General features: G+C 39.3%; 17 protein-coding genes. 14 read left to right on the top strand and 3 right to left on the bottom strand.

Annotated features, from left to right (window positions below):
• The first annotated feature begins 23 nt into the window (after positions 1–23).
• The 10 genes from B2400_RS17360 to B2400_RS17315 all read left to right on the top strand — a co-directional run bounded on the left by B2400_RS17360 (position 24) and on the right by B2400_RS17315 (position 9,936).
• Positions 24–662 carry a phosphatidylserine decarboxylase gene (locus B2400_RS17360; RefSeq protein ID WP_293935336.1) on the top strand — a complete coding sequence of 213 codons (639 nt, stop codon included), beginning with the start codon at positions 24–26 and terminating at the stop codon, positions 660–662.
• Positions 663–695: 33 nt separating this feature from the next.
• Positions 696–1,721 carry a sensor histidine kinase gene (locus B2400_RS17355; protein WP_149527505.1) on the top strand — a complete coding sequence of 342 codons (1,026 nt, stop codon included), beginning with the start codon at positions 696–698 and terminating at the stop codon, positions 1,719–1,721.
• Between the two features lie 76 nt (positions 1,722–1,797).
• Entirely contained in the window at positions 1,798–2,445 is a 648-nt protein-coding gene (locus tag B2400_RS17350) for a DUF47 domain-containing protein (RefSeq protein ID WP_149527506.1), read from the top strand.
• Between the two features lie 30 nt (positions 2,446–2,475).
• Entirely contained in the window at positions 2,476–3,492 is a 1,017-nt protein-coding gene (locus tag B2400_RS17345; protein WP_286650858.1) for an inorganic phosphate transporter, read from the top strand.
• A 230-nt stretch (positions 3,493–3,722) separates the two neighbouring features.
• Positions 3,723–5,105 carry an OmpA family protein gene (locus tag B2400_RS17340; protein WP_293935330.1) on the top strand — a complete coding sequence of 461 codons (1,383 nt, stop codon included), beginning with the start codon at positions 3,723–3,725 and terminating at the stop codon, positions 5,103–5,105.
• Positions 5,106–5,323: 218 nt separating this feature from the next.
• Positions 5,324–6,730 carry a tetratricopeptide repeat protein gene (locus tag B2400_RS17335; protein ID WP_286650860.1) on the top strand — a complete coding sequence of 469 codons (1,407 nt, stop codon included), beginning with the start codon at positions 5,324–5,326 and terminating at the stop codon, positions 6,728–6,730.
• Positions 6,730–7,476 carry a shikimate dehydrogenase family protein gene (locus tag B2400_RS17330; protein WP_293935326.1) on the top strand — a complete coding sequence of 249 codons (747 nt, stop codon included), beginning with the start codon at positions 6,730–6,732 and terminating at the stop codon, positions 7,474–7,476. Before B2400_RS17335 ends, B2400_RS17330 begins: the two co-directional genes overlap by 1 nt.
• The gene (locus B2400_RS17325; protein ID WP_293935323.1) at positions 7,473–8,045 is read left to right on the top strand and encodes a gliding motility lipoprotein GldD; all 573 of its coding nucleotides are present in this window, start codon (positions 7,473–7,475) and stop codon (positions 8,043–8,045) included. Before B2400_RS17330 ends, B2400_RS17325 begins: the two co-directional genes overlap by 4 nt.
• Positions 8,046–8,060: 15 nt before the next feature.
• Entirely contained in the window at positions 8,061–8,702 is a 642-nt protein-coding gene (locus tag B2400_RS17320) for an MBL fold metallo-hydrolase (protein ID WP_293935320.1), read from the top strand.
• 4 nt (positions 8,703–8,706) lie between these two features.
• A complete protein-coding gene (locus B2400_RS17315; protein ID WP_293935317.1) occupies positions 8,707–9,936 on the top strand; it encodes an ABC transporter permease in 1,230 nt (409 codons plus the stop codon).
• Here the strand turns inward: B2400_RS17315 and B2400_RS17310 are convergent.
• Positions 9,933–10,589: a carboxypeptidase-like regulatory domain-containing protein gene (locus B2400_RS17310; RefSeq protein WP_149527513.1), complete on the bottom strand. Its 657-nt coding sequence runs from the start codon at positions 10,587–10,589 to the stop codon at positions 9,933–9,935. The two genes, B2400_RS17315 and B2400_RS17310, sit on opposite strands and share 4 nt — an antisense overlap.
• A 70-nt stretch (positions 10,590–10,659) precedes the next feature.
• Positions 10,660–10,935: a NifU family protein gene (locus B2400_RS17305; protein WP_149527514.1), complete on the bottom strand. Its 276-nt coding sequence runs from the start codon at positions 10,933–10,935 to the stop codon at positions 10,660–10,662.
• Positions 10,936–11,148: 213 nt separating this feature from the next.
• Here B2400_RS17305 and B2400_RS17300 point away from each other — a divergent pair, with 213 nt between their 5' ends.
• Genes B2400_RS17300 through coaBC form a run of 3 tightly spaced genes read left to right on the top strand, consistent with a single transcriptional unit; the run spans position 11,149 to position 13,643 of the window.
• Positions 11,149–12,078: an outer membrane protein assembly factor BamD gene (locus tag B2400_RS17300; protein WP_149527515.1), complete on the top strand. Its 930-nt coding sequence runs from the start codon at positions 11,149–11,151 to the stop codon at positions 12,076–12,078.
• A 29-nt stretch (positions 12,079–12,107) separates the two neighbouring features.
• Entirely contained in the window at positions 12,108–12,434 is a 327-nt protein-coding gene (locus B2400_RS17295) for a DNA-directed RNA polymerase subunit omega (RefSeq protein ID WP_293935311.1), read from the top strand.
• A gap of 9 nt (positions 12,435–12,443) precedes the next feature.
• On the top strand, positions 12,444–13,643 hold the full coding sequence (gene coaBC / locus B2400_RS17290; protein WP_293935308.1) for a bifunctional phosphopantothenoylcysteine decarboxylase/phosphopantothenate--cysteine ligase CoaBC: 1,200 nt from the start codon (positions 12,444–12,446) through the stop codon (positions 13,641–13,643).
• A 9-nt stretch (positions 13,644–13,652) separates the two neighbouring features.
• On the opposite strand, the gene B2400_RS17285 is transcribed toward coaBC, so the two are convergent.
• Positions 13,653–15,020: a methyltransferase RsmF C-terminal domain-like protein gene (locus tag B2400_RS17285; protein ID WP_293935305.1), complete on the bottom strand. Its 1,368-nt coding sequence runs from the start codon at positions 15,018–15,020 to the stop codon at positions 13,653–13,655.
• 55 nt (positions 15,021–15,075) lie between these two features.
• On the opposite strand from B2400_RS17285, the gene B2400_RS17280 reads away from it, so the two are divergent.
• The gene (locus tag B2400_RS17280; protein WP_293935303.1) at positions 15,076–15,471 is read left to right on the top strand and encodes an SRPBCC domain-containing protein; all 396 of its coding nucleotides are present in this window, start codon (positions 15,076–15,078) and stop codon (positions 15,469–15,471) included.
• The last annotated feature ends 246 nt before the right edge of the window (positions 15,472–15,717 follow it).

Genomic DNA, 15,717 nt, shown 5'->3' with positions numbered 1-15,717 from the left:
TATATTTGCGTAAATACATATATATGAGATTTCATAAAGAAGGGTATACGAGTTTAGCAATAGTCGTTTTGTTCTTTTTCGTTTTAAGTGCCTTTGCACACTATTATGATGCAAGTGCTTTTGTTAAAGGCTTGATCTATTGTGTATCTGGCTTATTACTATTATTTGTACTGTTTTTCTTTCGTAGCCCCTCTCGCGTAATAACGCTCGACAGCGCTCAAGTCTACTCACCCGTTGATGGGACAATTAATCAGATTGAAGAAACAAATCAAATGGGATCCGGCGAAGAAAGAAGAGTTAAATTGTCCATAGCTGTATCTCCTTTAAATATCCGATCGACTAAAGCTCCGATAACCGGAAAAGGAAGATTAATCAATGCGAGTCAGACGACTTCTTTTTCTCATGCAATTGGTCAGCAGGGAAACGGTTTATCCATCCAAAACAAAGACGGGGCTGAAATTACGCTGTGGCAACATGGTGGAATTTTCGCTGGCCCAGTTTTTTTTGATAAAGGGGATAAGCAAGAAATCCAACAAGGTCAAGAACTTGGCTTTGTTAAGTTTGGTTGTCGCGTGGATGTAATTTTACCTGCTTCGGCGCTGTTAATGGCAAAGAAAGGCGACCAAGTAATTTCCGGCAAGTCGGTTCTTGCAAAAATTTAAAATAAGCATTCAACATTTATTCGTGCGCTCCTTATGAATTTCCGCACCCTGATACTGATTATAAGTTTAATATTCTCCCTGTTGTTAGCAGGGATGAATTATTATTATGAACGTCATTTACCAACGTTCGCCTTTATCGCTATTATCAGTTTTGTTCTTTCATTTTCTCTCCTAAATTATGTATTCCAGAAGTTTGTCTATGAGCGCATCAAAGCTGTATATAAATTGATACATAACCTAAAACTTGGCAAAGAGCTGAAAGATGCGCTCGGCGATCATAAATCTGACGATCCAATTGGGGACGCGGAAAAGGAAGTTCGCGATTGGGCGAAACAAAAAACTTTCGAGATCAATCAGCTTAAAGCACAAGAAAAGTTCAGGAAGGAATTTTTATCGAATATCTCCCATGAATTTAAGACTCCCCTATTTGCTATTCAAGGCTATATTGAGACTCTTCAAGACGGTATGATCGATGACAATCCAGAGATGGCGGTGTCTTTTCTAAACAAAGCAGCTCGGAACTTAGATCGGTTGAGCTATTTGATTCACGACCTCGATGAAATTGCAAAACTGGAGTCTGGACAAGTGATCGTGAGCAAGGAAAAGTTCGATATTCAGACTTTGGTTCGCGAAACAATTGATTACTTGGAGGATAAAGCGCTAGAGAACAATATCGCCTTAAAGTTCCAGCCGAAGAACAACAATCCGATACTGGTGAAAGCGGATCGAAAAAAAATTCAGCAAGTTTTAGTAAATTTAATTGATAACTCGATAAAGTATGGCAATAAAGGAGGCGAAACACAAATTAGCACCATCCCTTTAATTGATCAGATTCTTATCGAAATAACCGATAACGGTCAAGGCATCGAAGAAAAAAACCTTCCGCGCGTATTTGAGCGGTTTTTCCGTACCGACAAAAGCCGATCACGCGATATCGGAGGTTCTGGTTTAGGACTTGCAATTGTTAAACATATTATAGAAGCCCACCAACAAAACGTCCATGTGCGAAGCACCGAAGGGATCGGAACGACGTTTTCATTTACCTTAGAGAAAGCCTAAGAAAGAGCTGTTGCAGAAAACTTAACATTAACTTAACATTAAGTCCATATTTTTGCGCTACTAAAATTAAAAGTATATGTCTTTGAACAGCATTTTTCAGTATTTTGTCCCTAAGGACAAAAAATTCTTTCCTTTATTTGAGCAAGCTGGCTCAAATTTAATAGAGATGGCCAAGCTCTTGAAGGAAAGTGTTCATACATCGGATTTACAATTGAGAAAGAACAATTCAAAATTGTTGGAAGATTTGGAACATAAAGGCGACAACCTAACTCACCAAATACACCTAGAACTAGGGAAAAATTTCATCACTCCTTTTGATAGAGAGGATATTCACGCGTTAGCGAGCTCATTAGACGATGTTGCAGATTTCATCCACGGTGCTTCAAACCGTATGGAACTGTACAAAGTCATTGAAACTAGCGAACCTATGAAGGAGATCTCTAGTTTAATTCTAGAAGCTACGGAACATGTTGCTAAAGCATTGTACGAGCTTAAAGATCTTAAGAACATTCGTAATATTACGGACTCCTGTGTACGAATTAATAGTGTAGAAAATAAAGCTGATTATATTTTCGATAAAGCGGTTGCAGAATTATTTGAGTTTGAGAAGGATGCGATCAACCTTATTAAATACAAAGAGGTTTTATCTGCCATGGAAGATGCAACAGACAAATGTGAGGATGTTGCGAACGTATTGGAAAGTATATTAGTTAAGAACGCATAATCGCGATTCTTCCAACACATATTATAACATATGGATTCAATTTCAACATTATTGATTGTTGTTGTTGTTTTGGCAATTGCCTTTGATTACATCAATGGATTCCACGATGCCGCCAACTCAATTGCAACGATCGTATCTACGAAAGTACTAACGCCATTTATGGCCGTTTTATGGGCAGCCTTGTTCAACTTCGTAGCATATTTCGTTTTCACTGACCATAAAGTCGCCAACACGATTGCAAAAACGGTCATTGAAGAATATATAACCCTCGAGGTCATCTTTGCGGGGTTAGTCGCCGCAATTTCTTGGAATTTATTTACTTGGTATTATGGTATACCTTCTAGTTCGAGTCACACCTTAATTGGTGGTTTCGCTGGTTCCGGTATGGCATACGCTTTATTTATGGGTACAAATCCGATTGATGCAATTAACATCAATGCGACATTAAAGATTTTATCTTTTATCGTTCTTGCGCCGATCATTGGTATGACCATCGCGATTATCATCACGTTGATTATTATCAACATCTGTAAGAAGTCACGTCCAAGCATTGCTGAAAAATGGTTCAAGATCTTACAGTTGATATCTTCTGCAGGATTAAGTTTCGCGCATGGTGGTAATGACGCGCAAAAGGTAATGGGTATTATCGCTACTGCGTTGATCGCAGAGAATGTGATTCCAAACTTTGAGGCGATGCCTGAGTGGGTTCCACTAGCATGTTACGTAGCGATTGCAGCAGGTACGATGAGCGGGGGTTGGAAAATCGTTAAAACAATGGGAACTAAAATTACGAAAGTGACGCCTTTGGAAGGTGTGAGTGCTGAGACTGCAGGCGCGATTACTTTGGGTATCACCGAACATTTCGGTATTCCAGCATCTACGACACATACGATTACCGGATCGATTATCGGGGTTGGTGTTGTGAAGCGTGTATCGGCTGTTCGTTGGGGTGTAACCATCAGCTTACTATGGGCTTGGATTTTAACAATCCCTGTTAGTGCGGTATTGGGCGGGCTTACGTTAGCTATTATCCATTACATTCTGTAGTGAATTCCCTACATCGCATGCTATTTATTGTTAAATAATAAAGAATTAACAAAAAATTTGCGTGATAAGTAGTTTATAAGTATTTTTACGCGTCTAAACTGAGGTTTTAAGTGTACAAAATCAAGGTTTTACCAAGTTAACATTTTTTGGCATCGTTATTGTTAAGTTTTGTTAAATTGATTTTATAACTAGAAACAATTAAAAATTTTAATAACCTTAAAAAAAAGAGTATGAACTATTCTACAATTAAAAAAACAGCTGTTGCAGCTTCTTTAGTAGCCGCTTTAGGTTTCGCAGAGACTGCACAAGCACAAACCCCAACTGTATTTGGTGGTAGATCACAATACAGAACTTGGTCAATCGGTGTTCAAGGTGGTATCACTACGCCTAACACAATTTTAGGCGGTTCTAACGCATTTGGTCAAAAAGTTGGTTACTTCCAAAATAAAGTAGGTGAGTACTACGGTTTAACTATTCGTAAACAATTCTCTCACTTATTCGGTTTAGAATTAGAAGGTAACCGTGGTCGTATCAAGACTTACAACCATGAATTAGCGCCTAACGGTGGTGTTGAAAATTCATTAGGAGCTAAGTCAGCTGAAACTTCAGTTAACTGGGCTGCTAGCTTAAATGGTGTATTCCAATTAGGTACTATCGACTTCATGAGAAGAGAAAACGCTGTTAACTTCTACGCTAAAGTTGGTTTAGGTGTTATGGCTCACAACCCAGTTCAGTTCTCGAATAACGACTTCACAGGTAATGAAGTTTTCAACAGAGAAGGACAATGGGGTGAAGAAATCTTCGGAGATCGCGAAGCTACTGGAGATCGTGACAACCGCTTAACAGGATTTATTCCAGTTGGTGTAGGTGTTAAATTTAAATTATCTGAAGTTGTTGCCTTGAACTTAGGTTACACAATGAACTTCACTGATGATAACTTATTGTACGGACCAGCTAGATCTGACTACAAAGGTAAATTCTCTAACGTATACGGTGGTTTAGAGTTCACTCTAGGCTCACGTGATAAAGAAAGCTTAACTTTCACAAACCCAGTTGCTACTTTATATGATGAGTTAAAAGATCCTTCATTACGTAACGAAGTTGAAGCATTGAAACAACGCGTATCTACTTTAGAAGGTACTGTTGATCAATTAAGCAAAGACTCTGATGGTGACGGTGTATCTGATAAATTTGACAAATGTCCAGGAACTCCTGCAGGTACTGTAGTTGATGGTTCAGGATGTCCAATCAAATTCCCAGAAGCACAACACTTAACTGAAAATGGTTCAGGTTACTACGCTCCAATTCAATTCGAATTTGATAGCTCAGTATTAAAAACTGAATCTTACTCAACTTTAGATAAATTAGCTAAAGAATTGCGTGACAACAACGCATCTGTAACTTTAGACGGTTATGCATCTGCAGAAGGTACTGAAGCTTACAACTTAAACTTATCTAAAGACCGTGCTAATGCAGTAAAACAATACTTAGTTAACGCTGGAGTATCTGCATCAAGCATCACAGCTAACGGTAATGGCGAGTCTAACCCAGTAGCGTCAAATGATACTGAAGAAGGTCGTGTTCAAAACCGTCGTGTTGAGATCAAAAAATAATTGTTAATAACAGTTATTTAGACGATAAAGAAAGCCGATCCTTTGGATCGGCTTTTCTATTTTACACACATTTAACAATTATAAGATTACCTTTGCTAACTAATTAAGTCCAATGTATGTGGATATGTTGAAAATAATTTAAACCATTGATGTTAAAAAACATTATTTTCATCATTGATTAGTGGTAATTGGTTGAATAATATAAAGAGAGGAGTATAATGGAAGAAGATTTTGAATTTGGATCACCAGAAGAACAAAAGATTTCTGTTGATCGTTATGAAGAAATGCTGCGGAATGAGGACCAATATTTTTTCGACGCTAAAGCATTTGAAAGCATCATCGACTATTATATCACTAAAAATGATCCAATAAAAGCCCTACAGGTAGTAGAATTCGCCGCTGCACAACATCCATTCGAAACGATGTTCTTATTGAAGAAGGCACAACTTCTTGCCAGTACGATGCAGTTCGAACCGGCATTGGAAGCACTATCAAAGGCCGAGTTATTGGAACCATCAGAAGCAGACATCTATCTAATTAGAGGCACGATTCTGTCATCTTTACAAGATCATAGTCTTGCTGAAGAGAATTTTTTTAAAGCGCTAGAATTAAGCGATAGTCCTGATGAGATCTATTATCAAATTGCTGGTCTATACCAAATGCAAGGGTCCTACCAAAAGGCTATTGATTACCTTCAAAAATGTTTAGCATTAAATCATGAAAACCAAGATGCATTATACGAGATCGCATTTTGTTATGATGTTTTAGAGAAACAGGAAGAGAGCGTCGCGTTTTATAACAAGTACATCGACTCAGATCCCTATTCATTTACAGCGTGGTACAACTTGGGAAATGCCTATCATAAGTTAGAGCAATTCGATGCAGCTATCGATGCATACGATTATTCTATTTTGATTAAGGAAAATTTCTCATCTGCCTATTTTAATAAAGGGAATGCCTTGGTAAATCTGGATCGATATCATGAAGCAATCGACGTGTACAAGCAGACATTCGAGTATGAACCTCCTACCGCAGACACGTATTGTGCTATCGGAGAATGCTATGAAAAGCTTGAGCGTATGGATGAAGCGCGCCAATATTACAAAAAGGCGGTAAAGCTAGATGCGAACCAAAGCGATGCTTGGTTTGGAATTGGAGTTACTTTAGATTTTGAAGAACGATACTTTGAATCTTTGCATTTCTATAAAAAGGCTTTAGAAATCGATGATGAGAATGCTGATTATTGGTTTGCAATCGCAGATGCGCGCTATAAATTGAAGCAGTTTGATGAGTCGATAGAGGCTTATTCTAAAGTTGTGGAGTTGAATAGTACCGACATCGAGGCTTGGTTGGACTACTCGTCGCTATTGTATGAGCAGTCAAAACTAAACGAAGCCATCGAAGTTATCTCTGAAGCTATTAAATGCAACCCCGATGAAGCATTATTGTATTATCGACTTGTTGCCTATCTATTCGCGGCGGGACAATACAACGAAGCTTTAAATTTTCTAGAAGTGGCCTTAGATAGCGATCCGGATAAACATCATATCTTGTTTGAGTATCTTCCGCAGCTACAAGGAAACAAAGTAATCTTAGATATCATTAAGAAATTCACTGAAAAATAATGAAGAAACTAGGATTAATAGGATATCCACTCGGACATTCCTTTTCCAAGAAATATTATTTAGAAAAATTCAAGAATGAAAATATACAGGGTATAGATTACGATCTATACCCTATTTCTACTATTGAAGAATTCCCTGAATTATATACTACTGACTCCGCGTTTTATGGTGTCAATGTTACGATTCCCTATAAACAGGCTGTTATCCCTTATTTGGATGAACTCTCTCCGGAAGCTGCAGCAATCGGAGCTGTAAATTGTATTCAGATTATTCAAACGCCAGGAGAAGCGCCTTATTTGATCGGTCATAATACAGACGTTATTGGATTCATGAACTCCTTAACGCCATTGCTGACTGAAGATCACAAACTTGCTTTAATCCTCGGAAATGGAGGGGCAACAAAGGCTGTATGCTATGCATTGGAGAAACTGGGCGTCGCTTATCAAATTGTTAGCCGTTCAAAGTCGGAAAAGAATATCACATACGAAGACTTAAACACTGATCTGATTCGGGCTCATAAGCTGATCATCAACTGTTCCCCGGTAGGAACTGCTCCGAATATCGAGCAGTGTCCGGATATTCCCTATGATGGTATTGGCAATACCCATTTGCTATATGATGTCATTTACAATCCTACCGAAACACTTTTTCTAAAGAAAGGTAGAGAACGTGGGGCCGCAATAAAAAACGGCTTAGAAATGCTCATTCTGCAGGCTGAGGAAAACTGGAAAATCTGGAACCGATGAGGTATGTATTTGTCATAATTCTTCTTCTAGCTATCGTCGGATGTCAACAGCAAGACTATAGCCCTAAGCCGCGGGGCTTTTTCCGCATTGACTTTCCTACTAAGTCTTATCAGGAAGCACAAACTGGTTGTCCCTTTATCTTAGAAATACCCTCATACTCCCAAATGCTGGATGACCCAAATGAAGACGCCAAAGAATGTTGGAAAAATCTCTATTTCCCACAATTCAATGCGACTTTACATCTCAGTTATTTCCCGATAAATAAATCCACAAGCTTTCAACAACTGACAGAAGATGCGCGAACTTTCGCATTTAAACATACTACAAAAGCGACTGCAATAGACCAATCGCGTATAAGTATCCCAGAACATGAAGTTTATGGGATTCAATATTTAATAGGTGGAAACACAGCATCTAACTATCAATTTTTTGTTTCAGATAGCACAGAGCATTATCTTCGGGGTGCATTATATTTTAACGAAAAACCGCACCTAGACTCCATTCAACCCGTTCTTGAGTTCATCAAGTCTGATATAAAACATTTAATACATAGCGTAAAATGGAAATAATTTCTATTTTTGACCATGTTGCAAATCAAAACCTTTGTATTTAATCCCTATCAGGAGAACACATACCTCATCATTGATGAAAACAAGGATTGTATGATCGTTGATCCAGGTATGCATAATTATATTGAAGAGAAGCAGTTTTCGGATTATATAGCAGAACATAATTTAAAACCTATTTATTTAATCAATACCCATGGCCATATTGACCATGTTTTAGGGAACAAATATGTTGCTGACACTTATGGATTAACCCCACAATTTCATGAAGGGGAGCTGCCTCTGGTTATACAGGTTCAAAATTATGCTCCACAGATGGGCATTCGTTATGAGCCATCTCCTATTCCGGAGACCTTTCTTACAGAGAATGATACCATTACAATGGGTGACGAGACTATACGTCTAATATTGGCTCCAGGACATTCCCCTGCACATCTTTGCTTGTACAGCAAAAGCAACAACTTCCTAATCGGAGGCGATGTATTGTTTAAAGGAAGTATCGGCCGTACGGACTTACCAGGTGGAAATCACCAACAGCTTCTAAACAGTATCGCTACGAATATCTATACCCTACCAGAAGACACCGTAGTTTATCCTGGCCACGGTCCGACGACGACTATTAAGGAAGAGAAGCAAAGTAATCCATTTATTAGAGGATAAATTCATGAGATTAGCACTATTCTTCGCCAAACGTTATCTGTTTTCTAAAAAATCCGTTAATGCGATTAACATTATCTCGTCTATTAGTGTTATCGGAGTTTTAGTGAGTACAGCGGCGTTGGTTATCGTGCTATCCTTCTACAATGGATTAGAAAAGTTTATCCTCTCACAATATAGTATCTTTTCTCCTGAGCTGCGTATCGAGCCGGCAAAGGGCAAAGTATTCTCAACGAAAAGTGAGGCGTTCAAAACCTTACGCACTAACCCGAAAATCAACTCCTATACCGAAGTACTGGAAGACAAAATTCTCGTAGAATATAATCACCAGCAGTTTATCGGTCGTATCAAAGGCATTGAGCCTGAAAGCATCCATAGCCATGCCTCCCAAGACATGCTCTTTGCAGGAAAACTCGATGTTAGACTTGATAGCGCCGATTACGCTATTTTAGGAGCGCAGGTGCAAGCCAATCTGCAAGTGCCACTTCAAGGATATGACAACCTATTAAGCCTCCATATACCTGATAAGAATGCCTCCGCGAGCAGTATTAATCCATTGGATGATATCCGCACTAGAAATATCCCCCCCAGTGCCATTTTGAAGTTCCAACCGGGTTTCGATGATCTCATTTTAGTGCCCATTGACTTTGCAAAGGATCTCTTGAACGAATACGAACATATTTCTGCCATAGAGCTCTATGGTGCGAACGATAATTCAACAGCCTTACAAAAGGAAATCCAGGAATTGGTGGGTTCAGACTATATTGTAAAAAATCGTGAGCAGCAAAATCCAACGCTCTATAAAACTGTTCGTTCTGAAAAGTGGATCGTCTTTTTTATCGTGACGATTATAGGGATAATCGCTATTTTCAATATCATTGGGTCACTAACGATGTTGGTTATCGATAAGAAGCAGGATATGGTGGTATTGAACAGCTTAGGAGCCAACAAAAGTCTTATACAGAATATCTTCTTTTATCAGGGTGTATTGATTGCTCTTATCGGAAGTATAGTGGGCGGTGCATTAGGTTTGGGATTCTGCGTATTGCAAGAAAAGTACGGCTTTGTACAAACGAACGAAGGATCCTTATTCGATGCCTATCCCGTAGATATACGCTATTCTGACATCTTGATCATCTTCTTAACGGTACTATTAGTCTCCATCATAGTTTCCTATGTGGCCTCAAAACTAAGTATCCAAGGATTTAAGAAAGTTGAGGAATTAGACTCAAATTAGTATTTCAGGCGCTCGCGACTAAAGTCTCCCCTTTTAATTTGATTGATAAGCTGACCCCAAGCAAATGGGTTCAACAATGGATTAGCAAAATTCTGATTGATCGCTTTATTAGACATATTGATATGTCGCTGGAAATTATTAAAAGCCTGGATCTCTTCAGCGCTTCTAGGCACTACTTTCGACAATGCAGCTAACGCCTGCGGAGAAAGATTCCGCTGAGCCGAAAGAATATCGTCATTTCCAACATTCATCGCTAGAAACTCTCTATTAAACTCCTCAATACTCGCCCAAGGCAGCGGTCTACCAATCGTTACGACCGGCAATTCCTTCACCAATGGGGTCATCTCGATATTTAATGTGTATTTGTCACTAGCAACTTGCGGAATGGTAATCTTTATATTAGCATATCCAATGGAAGAGAGTTCGATCTCATCGCCTACATGGGCTACAAAAGTAAAATACCCCTCATGGTTCGCGGTGAAGGTTTCATTTGCATAAGAAGTATTACGTAATGTTACGTAAGGAACCGCGACGTCGGTATTTGCGGCAGTGATAATTCCTGAAAATTGTACAATACGTTTCTGCTGCGCAAAAGTCGACAGACTAACACACAGAAGAATACATATGCTTAAAATTTTCAGATATACTTTCATTTACTCACAAAACTAACGAAAATGAGAAAAAGATGCTGTTAAATTGTGTTAACTGCTTCTATCATTTTAATTACAATTGGTTTGGAGTAATGGCGTTTGGATCATTAATGTCTGTTAGGTTGATAGCCTCCACAGATACGATTTCAGGAACAGCCTTCTTTATAGCTTGTTCTAACCCTGCTTTAAAGGTCATGATGCTCATGGAACAGTTTGCGCAAGTTCCAAGAAGCTTCAACTTCACTACATTGTCTGGTGTAATTTCCTCTATAGAAACGTTTCCTCCATCAGTTTCCAAATACGGTCTGATTGAATCCAAAGCCTGCTCTACTCTCTCTAATAAGGTCATTTTTAAATAGCTAATAAAATTTATTAGTAAATATAGGTATTTTTTCCACAAAAGATTGGGGAAGCCCGAGATTTCAACATTTCACTGACTTAAGCATATTCTTAGTTAAAGATTGTTAAAACCGTGAAAACAAAGCATCTTCTACGTCGAATTCCAGTATTTTAGCGCGGAAATATAATTGAAAATTAGTTTTAATTGACGTATCTTTGTGGGATGTTTTTAAAGAATCATGTATTTAGCCTAATTGTCGGTGCTTCTTTATTATTTGTTTTTGGTAGTTGCAAAAGCAAGTTCGAGAAATTACGCGCCAGCAATAATATACAAATGAAGTATCAGGAAGCTATCAAATACTACGAAAACGAGAAGTATTCAAAAGCACTGACTTTATTTGAAGACCTGTTAACTCGTTATCGAGGTACTTCTGATGCAGAAGACCTTGCTTACTATACTGCCTATGCAAGTTATCGACTAAAGGATTATATCTCTGCTCGATACCACTTCAAACAGTTTGCATTAAATTATCCGAATAGTCAGCGTGCCGAAGAATGTCGATTCATGTCGGCTTACTGTTTCTACCTAGATTCGCCAAGATCGAATTTAGATCAAGAAAATACGCGTAAGGCAATCGAAGAGTTACAATTATTCGTGAATCTTTATCCAGAGTCGGAGCGAGCAAAAGAGGCATCGGACCTTATTCAAAATCTGCGCGACAAACTAGAGAAAAAAGCATTCGATAATGCGAAGTTATATTACAACATGGGGCTTCCTGATGATTACCGCGCTGCTGTAATCGCCTTGGAGAACGTATTGAGACAATATCCGGATACAAAACATGCAGAAGACGTAGAATATCTTCTAATCAAGTCGCAGTATCTATTTGCCGATAATAGCTATCCGCATCGCCAGGAAGAACGTTTCAACCAAATGTTGGACTATTATGAGACATTTGCAGAGCACTTCCCGGAGAGTAAGTATGGCAACGAGCTTAAAGGTTTAAGATCTAGTGCAGAACGTAAGATAGCCATTGCTATTAAGCGCGTTGAAGCAGATAAAAAGCTAAGAAAACAACAAGAGGAAGAGTTAGGTATTTCTACATCTACAACTGGAGAAACCGAGTCTGAAGAAAGTAAAGCAAACAATTAATCATCTTTGTACATAATATCATTTTAAATATGAGCCAAAATAACAATTCAGTTCCAAATAGTACGGTAACACGCGATTTAAGAGATTTGGATAAAGGTACTGACAACCTATACGAGTCAATCGTGGTAATCAGCAAGCGTGCAAATCAAATTGCGGTTGATATTAAAGAAGAATTGAACCAAAAGCTATCAGAATTTGCTAGCAGCAATGACAATTTGGAGGAAGTATTTGAAAACCGTGAGCAAATTGAAATCTCAAAACACTACGAGCGTATGCCTAAGCCTACACTAGTAGCGATTGATGAATTCTTACACGATAAAGTATACTTTAGAAACCCTTCTAAAGAGCAAAAATAGGTTTATCCCATGTCCTTGCAAGGAAAACATATTGTAATTGGTGTAAGCGGCAGTATTGCCGCTTACAAGATTGCAACTTTAGTACGATTGCTTCGCAAGGAAAACGCTTCTGTACAAGTCATAATGACCGAAGAAGCAACCTCATTTATTACTCCGCTCACTCTTTCCACTTTATCCAATAACCCCGTTTTAGTCGACTATTACGACGAAAACAGCGGGGAATGGAATAACCATGTCCATCTTGCCGAGTCGGCCGACCTGATCTTAATCGCTCCAGCTTCGGCGAATACTTTATCTAAGTGTGCCCTAGGGTTATGCGATAATATTCTCCTTGCCACCTACTTATCGGCTACGGGCCCTGTATATTTCGCACCTGCGATGGATCTAGATATGTGGAAGCATCCGGCTGTTCAGCATAATATTTCACTTTTGAAACAATATGGTCATCAGATTATTCCCCCAGGAAATGGAGAACTGGCGAGTGGTCTAATTGGAGAAGGACGTTTAGCTGAACCGGAAGACATCTTACTGTTTATCCAGCAAAATCTTGAACTGCCTAAACCGCTATCCGGGAAGAAAGCCTTAGTGTCTGCCGGTCCTACTTATGAGGCTATAGATCCGGTACGATTTATCGGAAATCATTCTAGTGGTAAGATGGGTTATGCGATCGCTAAAAGATTACAGGAGCTAGGTGCCGAAGTTACATTAGTAAGTGGTCCTACGGCTTTATCTACGCCTCAGGGAGTACAACGAGTGGATGTCACCTCCGCAAAACAAATGTTAGACGCTTGCGAGCACTATTTTCCTGCTGCGGATATTACAGTGATGAGTGCTGCCGTGGCCGACTACACGCCTGAAGAAGTAGCCCCACAAAAAATCAAGAAGAAAGAGGAACACTTCTCTATTCCATTGACAAAAACGACCGATATTCTAGCCACACTTGGCGGTTCTAAGAAAGAGGATCAACTACTGATCGGATTTGCACTCGAAACTAATAATGAAATCGAGCATGCGAAAAATAAGCTACAGCGTAAAAATCTAGACTTTATTGTATTAAATTCTATGCAAGATAAGGGTGCTGGTTTTGCCCACGACACCAATAAAGTAACAGTAATAAGCCGTAATGGCGATATCGAAAGTTTCGAACTGAAATCAAAGGATGAAGTTGCAACAGATATCTGCAACCTAGTCATCCGAGAGCTCAAATAGGCCCTTCGCCTATAAATTGGCTATCCGAACTCCCTTTGGATAGTAGTTATTCACCCTATTTTCTAAGATTTTGATCCAACCAATCGGTAAGTTATTATACTTTACTATGCACCAGCCTTTCTTCACGCCCTCAAAAAGCTCCTGAGGCATGGCTTCTTTTCTCAAATAGTCCTGTGCTAAATCTAAAGTAAGATCGATAGAATTTATCGCCTCATCAAGATGTATGCTCAAGGCTAAATCATGATTAGGGACCAACTCTTTTCCCAACCATTTCCCTACTGCTGTGCCGGCATTCTTTAAATAAAGAACTTGCTGGAAAGCTTTGATGGCTAATTCATGTTCCTTAGCAAATATATGGATCGTATCATGATGAACTAGTGTTGCGAAGCCCGCATAATCTTTTACCCAGCCCTTTAACGCATCTTTTGGTAGAGGTGCCTTCTCCACTTTCAATTTCTTGAGGGAGAATGAAGGCTGAACTTGCTTCATGCGCAGCACAGCAACAAAAAACCCCTCTCCTTTCACGCGATGTGGGTAAAACCGAAAGCCTGTGGCTTGATGCTTCGGTGAGTTGGACTTTACGATTCCCCATTCCTCTTTCAATTCCACGTCTACCGTTTCCATTTCAAATTCATCCATCAGCCAATCGAGAATATCTTCATTTTCCTCTTCCGAATAGGAACAAGTAGAATAGATCAGATAGCCATTCGTTTTAAGCGCTGTCAGCACTTCAGATAGAATACGTTGCTGACGCTCGCTACATAGCTTGACATTCGCTTCAGACCATTCATCAATAGCATCCTCGTCTTTTCTGAACATGCCAGACCCCGAACAAGGCGCGTCCACAAGCAAGAGATCAAAAAAGCCAGGCAAACGTCTAAATGCTGAAGGATCATTATTACTAACAACAACATTTGAAGGTCCCCAGCGCGTTAAATTCTCCTGCAGTATAATTGATCGGCTTTTTATGATTTCGTTCGATAGGAGCAAACTATCCGGGTGCAAATAAGAATTGAGCAAGGTGGACTTCCCTCCGGGGGCCGCACAGACATCCGCAGCAAACAGGGCTTCCTTATCTAAACCCAAAGTTTGAATAATATGTGCAATAAACATCGAAGAAGCTTCCTGCACATAATATGCGCCGGCATGGAAGAGCGGATCTAAAGTAAACTGTGGCCTATTCGCCAAATAATATCCGCTATCGCACCATTGAACCTGCTCTGAAAGATAAAAATCCAATTCAGTAGGTTTGAATGGATTTAATCGGATGGAAGTTATTTGGTTTCCATCTTCGTGGGCAGCAATAAACGCGTCTTTGTCGAAGGTCGGATTGACCCCAAGTCGTTGTATCAGTGAATTTGGGAGGAAATTACTCATGCTTTGCTAATAAATCTGCGTAAATTTACGGAAATTGTCTTTTTTCAAAACAACAATGAAAGATTTTAAGAAATATTATATTATCCCGGCTAGCCCTGAGGAGCTCTATCGTGCCTTGACGACCGAAATAACCATACGATTATGGACCGGAGACCTTGTCACAATCGATCCAACAGTAGGCGGAGAATTCTCTTTATGGGACGGCGCAATAGAAGGAAAGTTCATCGCTTTAGAACCATTCAGTAAAATCGTACAGCAATGGTATTTTGGAGAACAGGAGGAGCCATCCATAGTGACCCTAAAACTACATGAGCATAAAAAAGGCACTTCCTTCGAAGTTAACCATATCAACATCCCTGACGAAGCTTATGATGATATTGTAGCCGGATGGACAGAAACCTATGTGGAATCCCTTCTGGAGTTCTATGAAGATGAGGAAGAGTCAAATTAGATATTAGACCGTTAGATATTAGATATTAGAGTTGGGCGCCGATAAGGCGCCTTTTTTTGCGCCCTGTTTTTCCTTGTAAGGGAAGAATTAATAAGAAAAGATGATCTTTGATTTTTGATGTTTGTCTTAAACCAGGAAAGGAAGAATTAAAAGATGAGCATGATCCCGCCAATCCTTAAATGGATCACGCTGAATTCTTGGGGGGAAGTGTTAAAAATTTCTTACTTTAGCGTCCTTAATACAGAT

It is taken from the genome of Sphingobacterium sp. UBA6645 (assembly GCF_002455685.1).
Taxonomy (GTDB): domain Bacteria; phylum Bacteroidota; class Bacteroidia; order Sphingobacteriales; family Sphingobacteriaceae; genus Sphingobacterium; species Sphingobacterium hotanense.
The sequence above is the reverse complement of the archived record's forward strand: the minus strand, read 5'-3'. Positions and strand labels throughout refer to the sequence as shown.

What these genes read in the sequence shown, in the direction of transcription:
- B2400_RS17360 (WP_293935336.1), top strand. Translation starts at nt 24, where the DNA reads ATGAGATTTCATAAAGAAGGGTATACGAGTTTAGCAATAGTCGTTTTG.
- B2400_RS17355 (WP_149527505.1), top strand. Translation starts at nt 696, where the DNA reads ATGAATTTCCGCACCCTGATACTGATTATAAGTTTAATATTCTCCCTG.
- B2400_RS17350 (WP_149527506.1), top strand. Translation starts at nt 1,798, where the DNA reads ATGTCTTTGAACAGCATTTTTCAGTATTTTGTCCCTAAGGACAAAAAA.
- B2400_RS17345 (WP_286650858.1), top strand. Translation starts at nt 2,476, where the DNA reads ATGGATTCAATTTCAACATTATTGATTGTTGTTGTTGTTTTGGCAATT.
- B2400_RS17340 (WP_293935330.1), top strand. Translation starts at nt 3,723, where the DNA reads ATGAACTATTCTACAATTAAAAAAACAGCTGTTGCAGCTTCTTTAGTA.
- B2400_RS17335 (WP_286650860.1), top strand. Translation starts at nt 5,324, where the DNA reads ATGGAAGAAGATTTTGAATTTGGATCACCAGAAGAACAAAAGATTTCT.
- B2400_RS17330 (WP_293935326.1), top strand. Translation starts at nt 6,730, where the DNA reads ATGAAGAAACTAGGATTAATAGGATATCCACTCGGACATTCCTTTTCC.
- B2400_RS17325 (WP_293935323.1), top strand. Translation starts at nt 7,473, where the DNA reads ATGAGGTATGTATTTGTCATAATTCTTCTTCTAGCTATCGTCGGATGT.
- B2400_RS17320 (WP_293935320.1), top strand. Translation starts at nt 8,061, where the DNA reads ATGTTGCAAATCAAAACCTTTGTATTTAATCCCTATCAGGAGAACACA.
- B2400_RS17315 (WP_293935317.1), top strand. Translation starts at nt 8,707, where the DNA reads ATGAGATTAGCACTATTCTTCGCCAAACGTTATCTGTTTTCTAAAAAA.
- B2400_RS17310 (WP_149527513.1), bottom strand. Translation starts at nt 10,589, where the DNA reads ATGAAAGTATATCTGAAAATTTTAAGCATATGTATTCTTCTGTGTGTT.
- B2400_RS17305 (WP_149527514.1), bottom strand. Translation starts at nt 10,935, where the DNA reads ATGACCTTATTAGAGAGAGTAGAGCAGGCTTTGGATTCAATCAGACCG.
- B2400_RS17300 (WP_149527515.1), top strand. Translation starts at nt 11,149, where the DNA reads ATGTTTTTAAAGAATCATGTATTTAGCCTAATTGTCGGTGCTTCTTTA.
- B2400_RS17295 (WP_293935311.1), top strand. Translation starts at nt 12,108, where the DNA reads ATGAGCCAAAATAACAATTCAGTTCCAAATAGTACGGTAACACGCGAT.
- coaBC (WP_293935308.1), top strand. Translation starts at nt 12,444, where the DNA reads ATGTCCTTGCAAGGAAAACATATTGTAATTGGTGTAAGCGGCAGTATT.
- B2400_RS17285 (WP_293935305.1), bottom strand. Translation starts at nt 15,020, where the DNA reads ATGAGTAATTTCCTCCCAAATTCACTGATACAACGACTTGGGGTCAAT.
- B2400_RS17280 (WP_293935303.1), top strand. Translation starts at nt 15,076, where the DNA reads ATGAAAGATTTTAAGAAATATTATATTATCCCGGCTAGCCCTGAGGAG.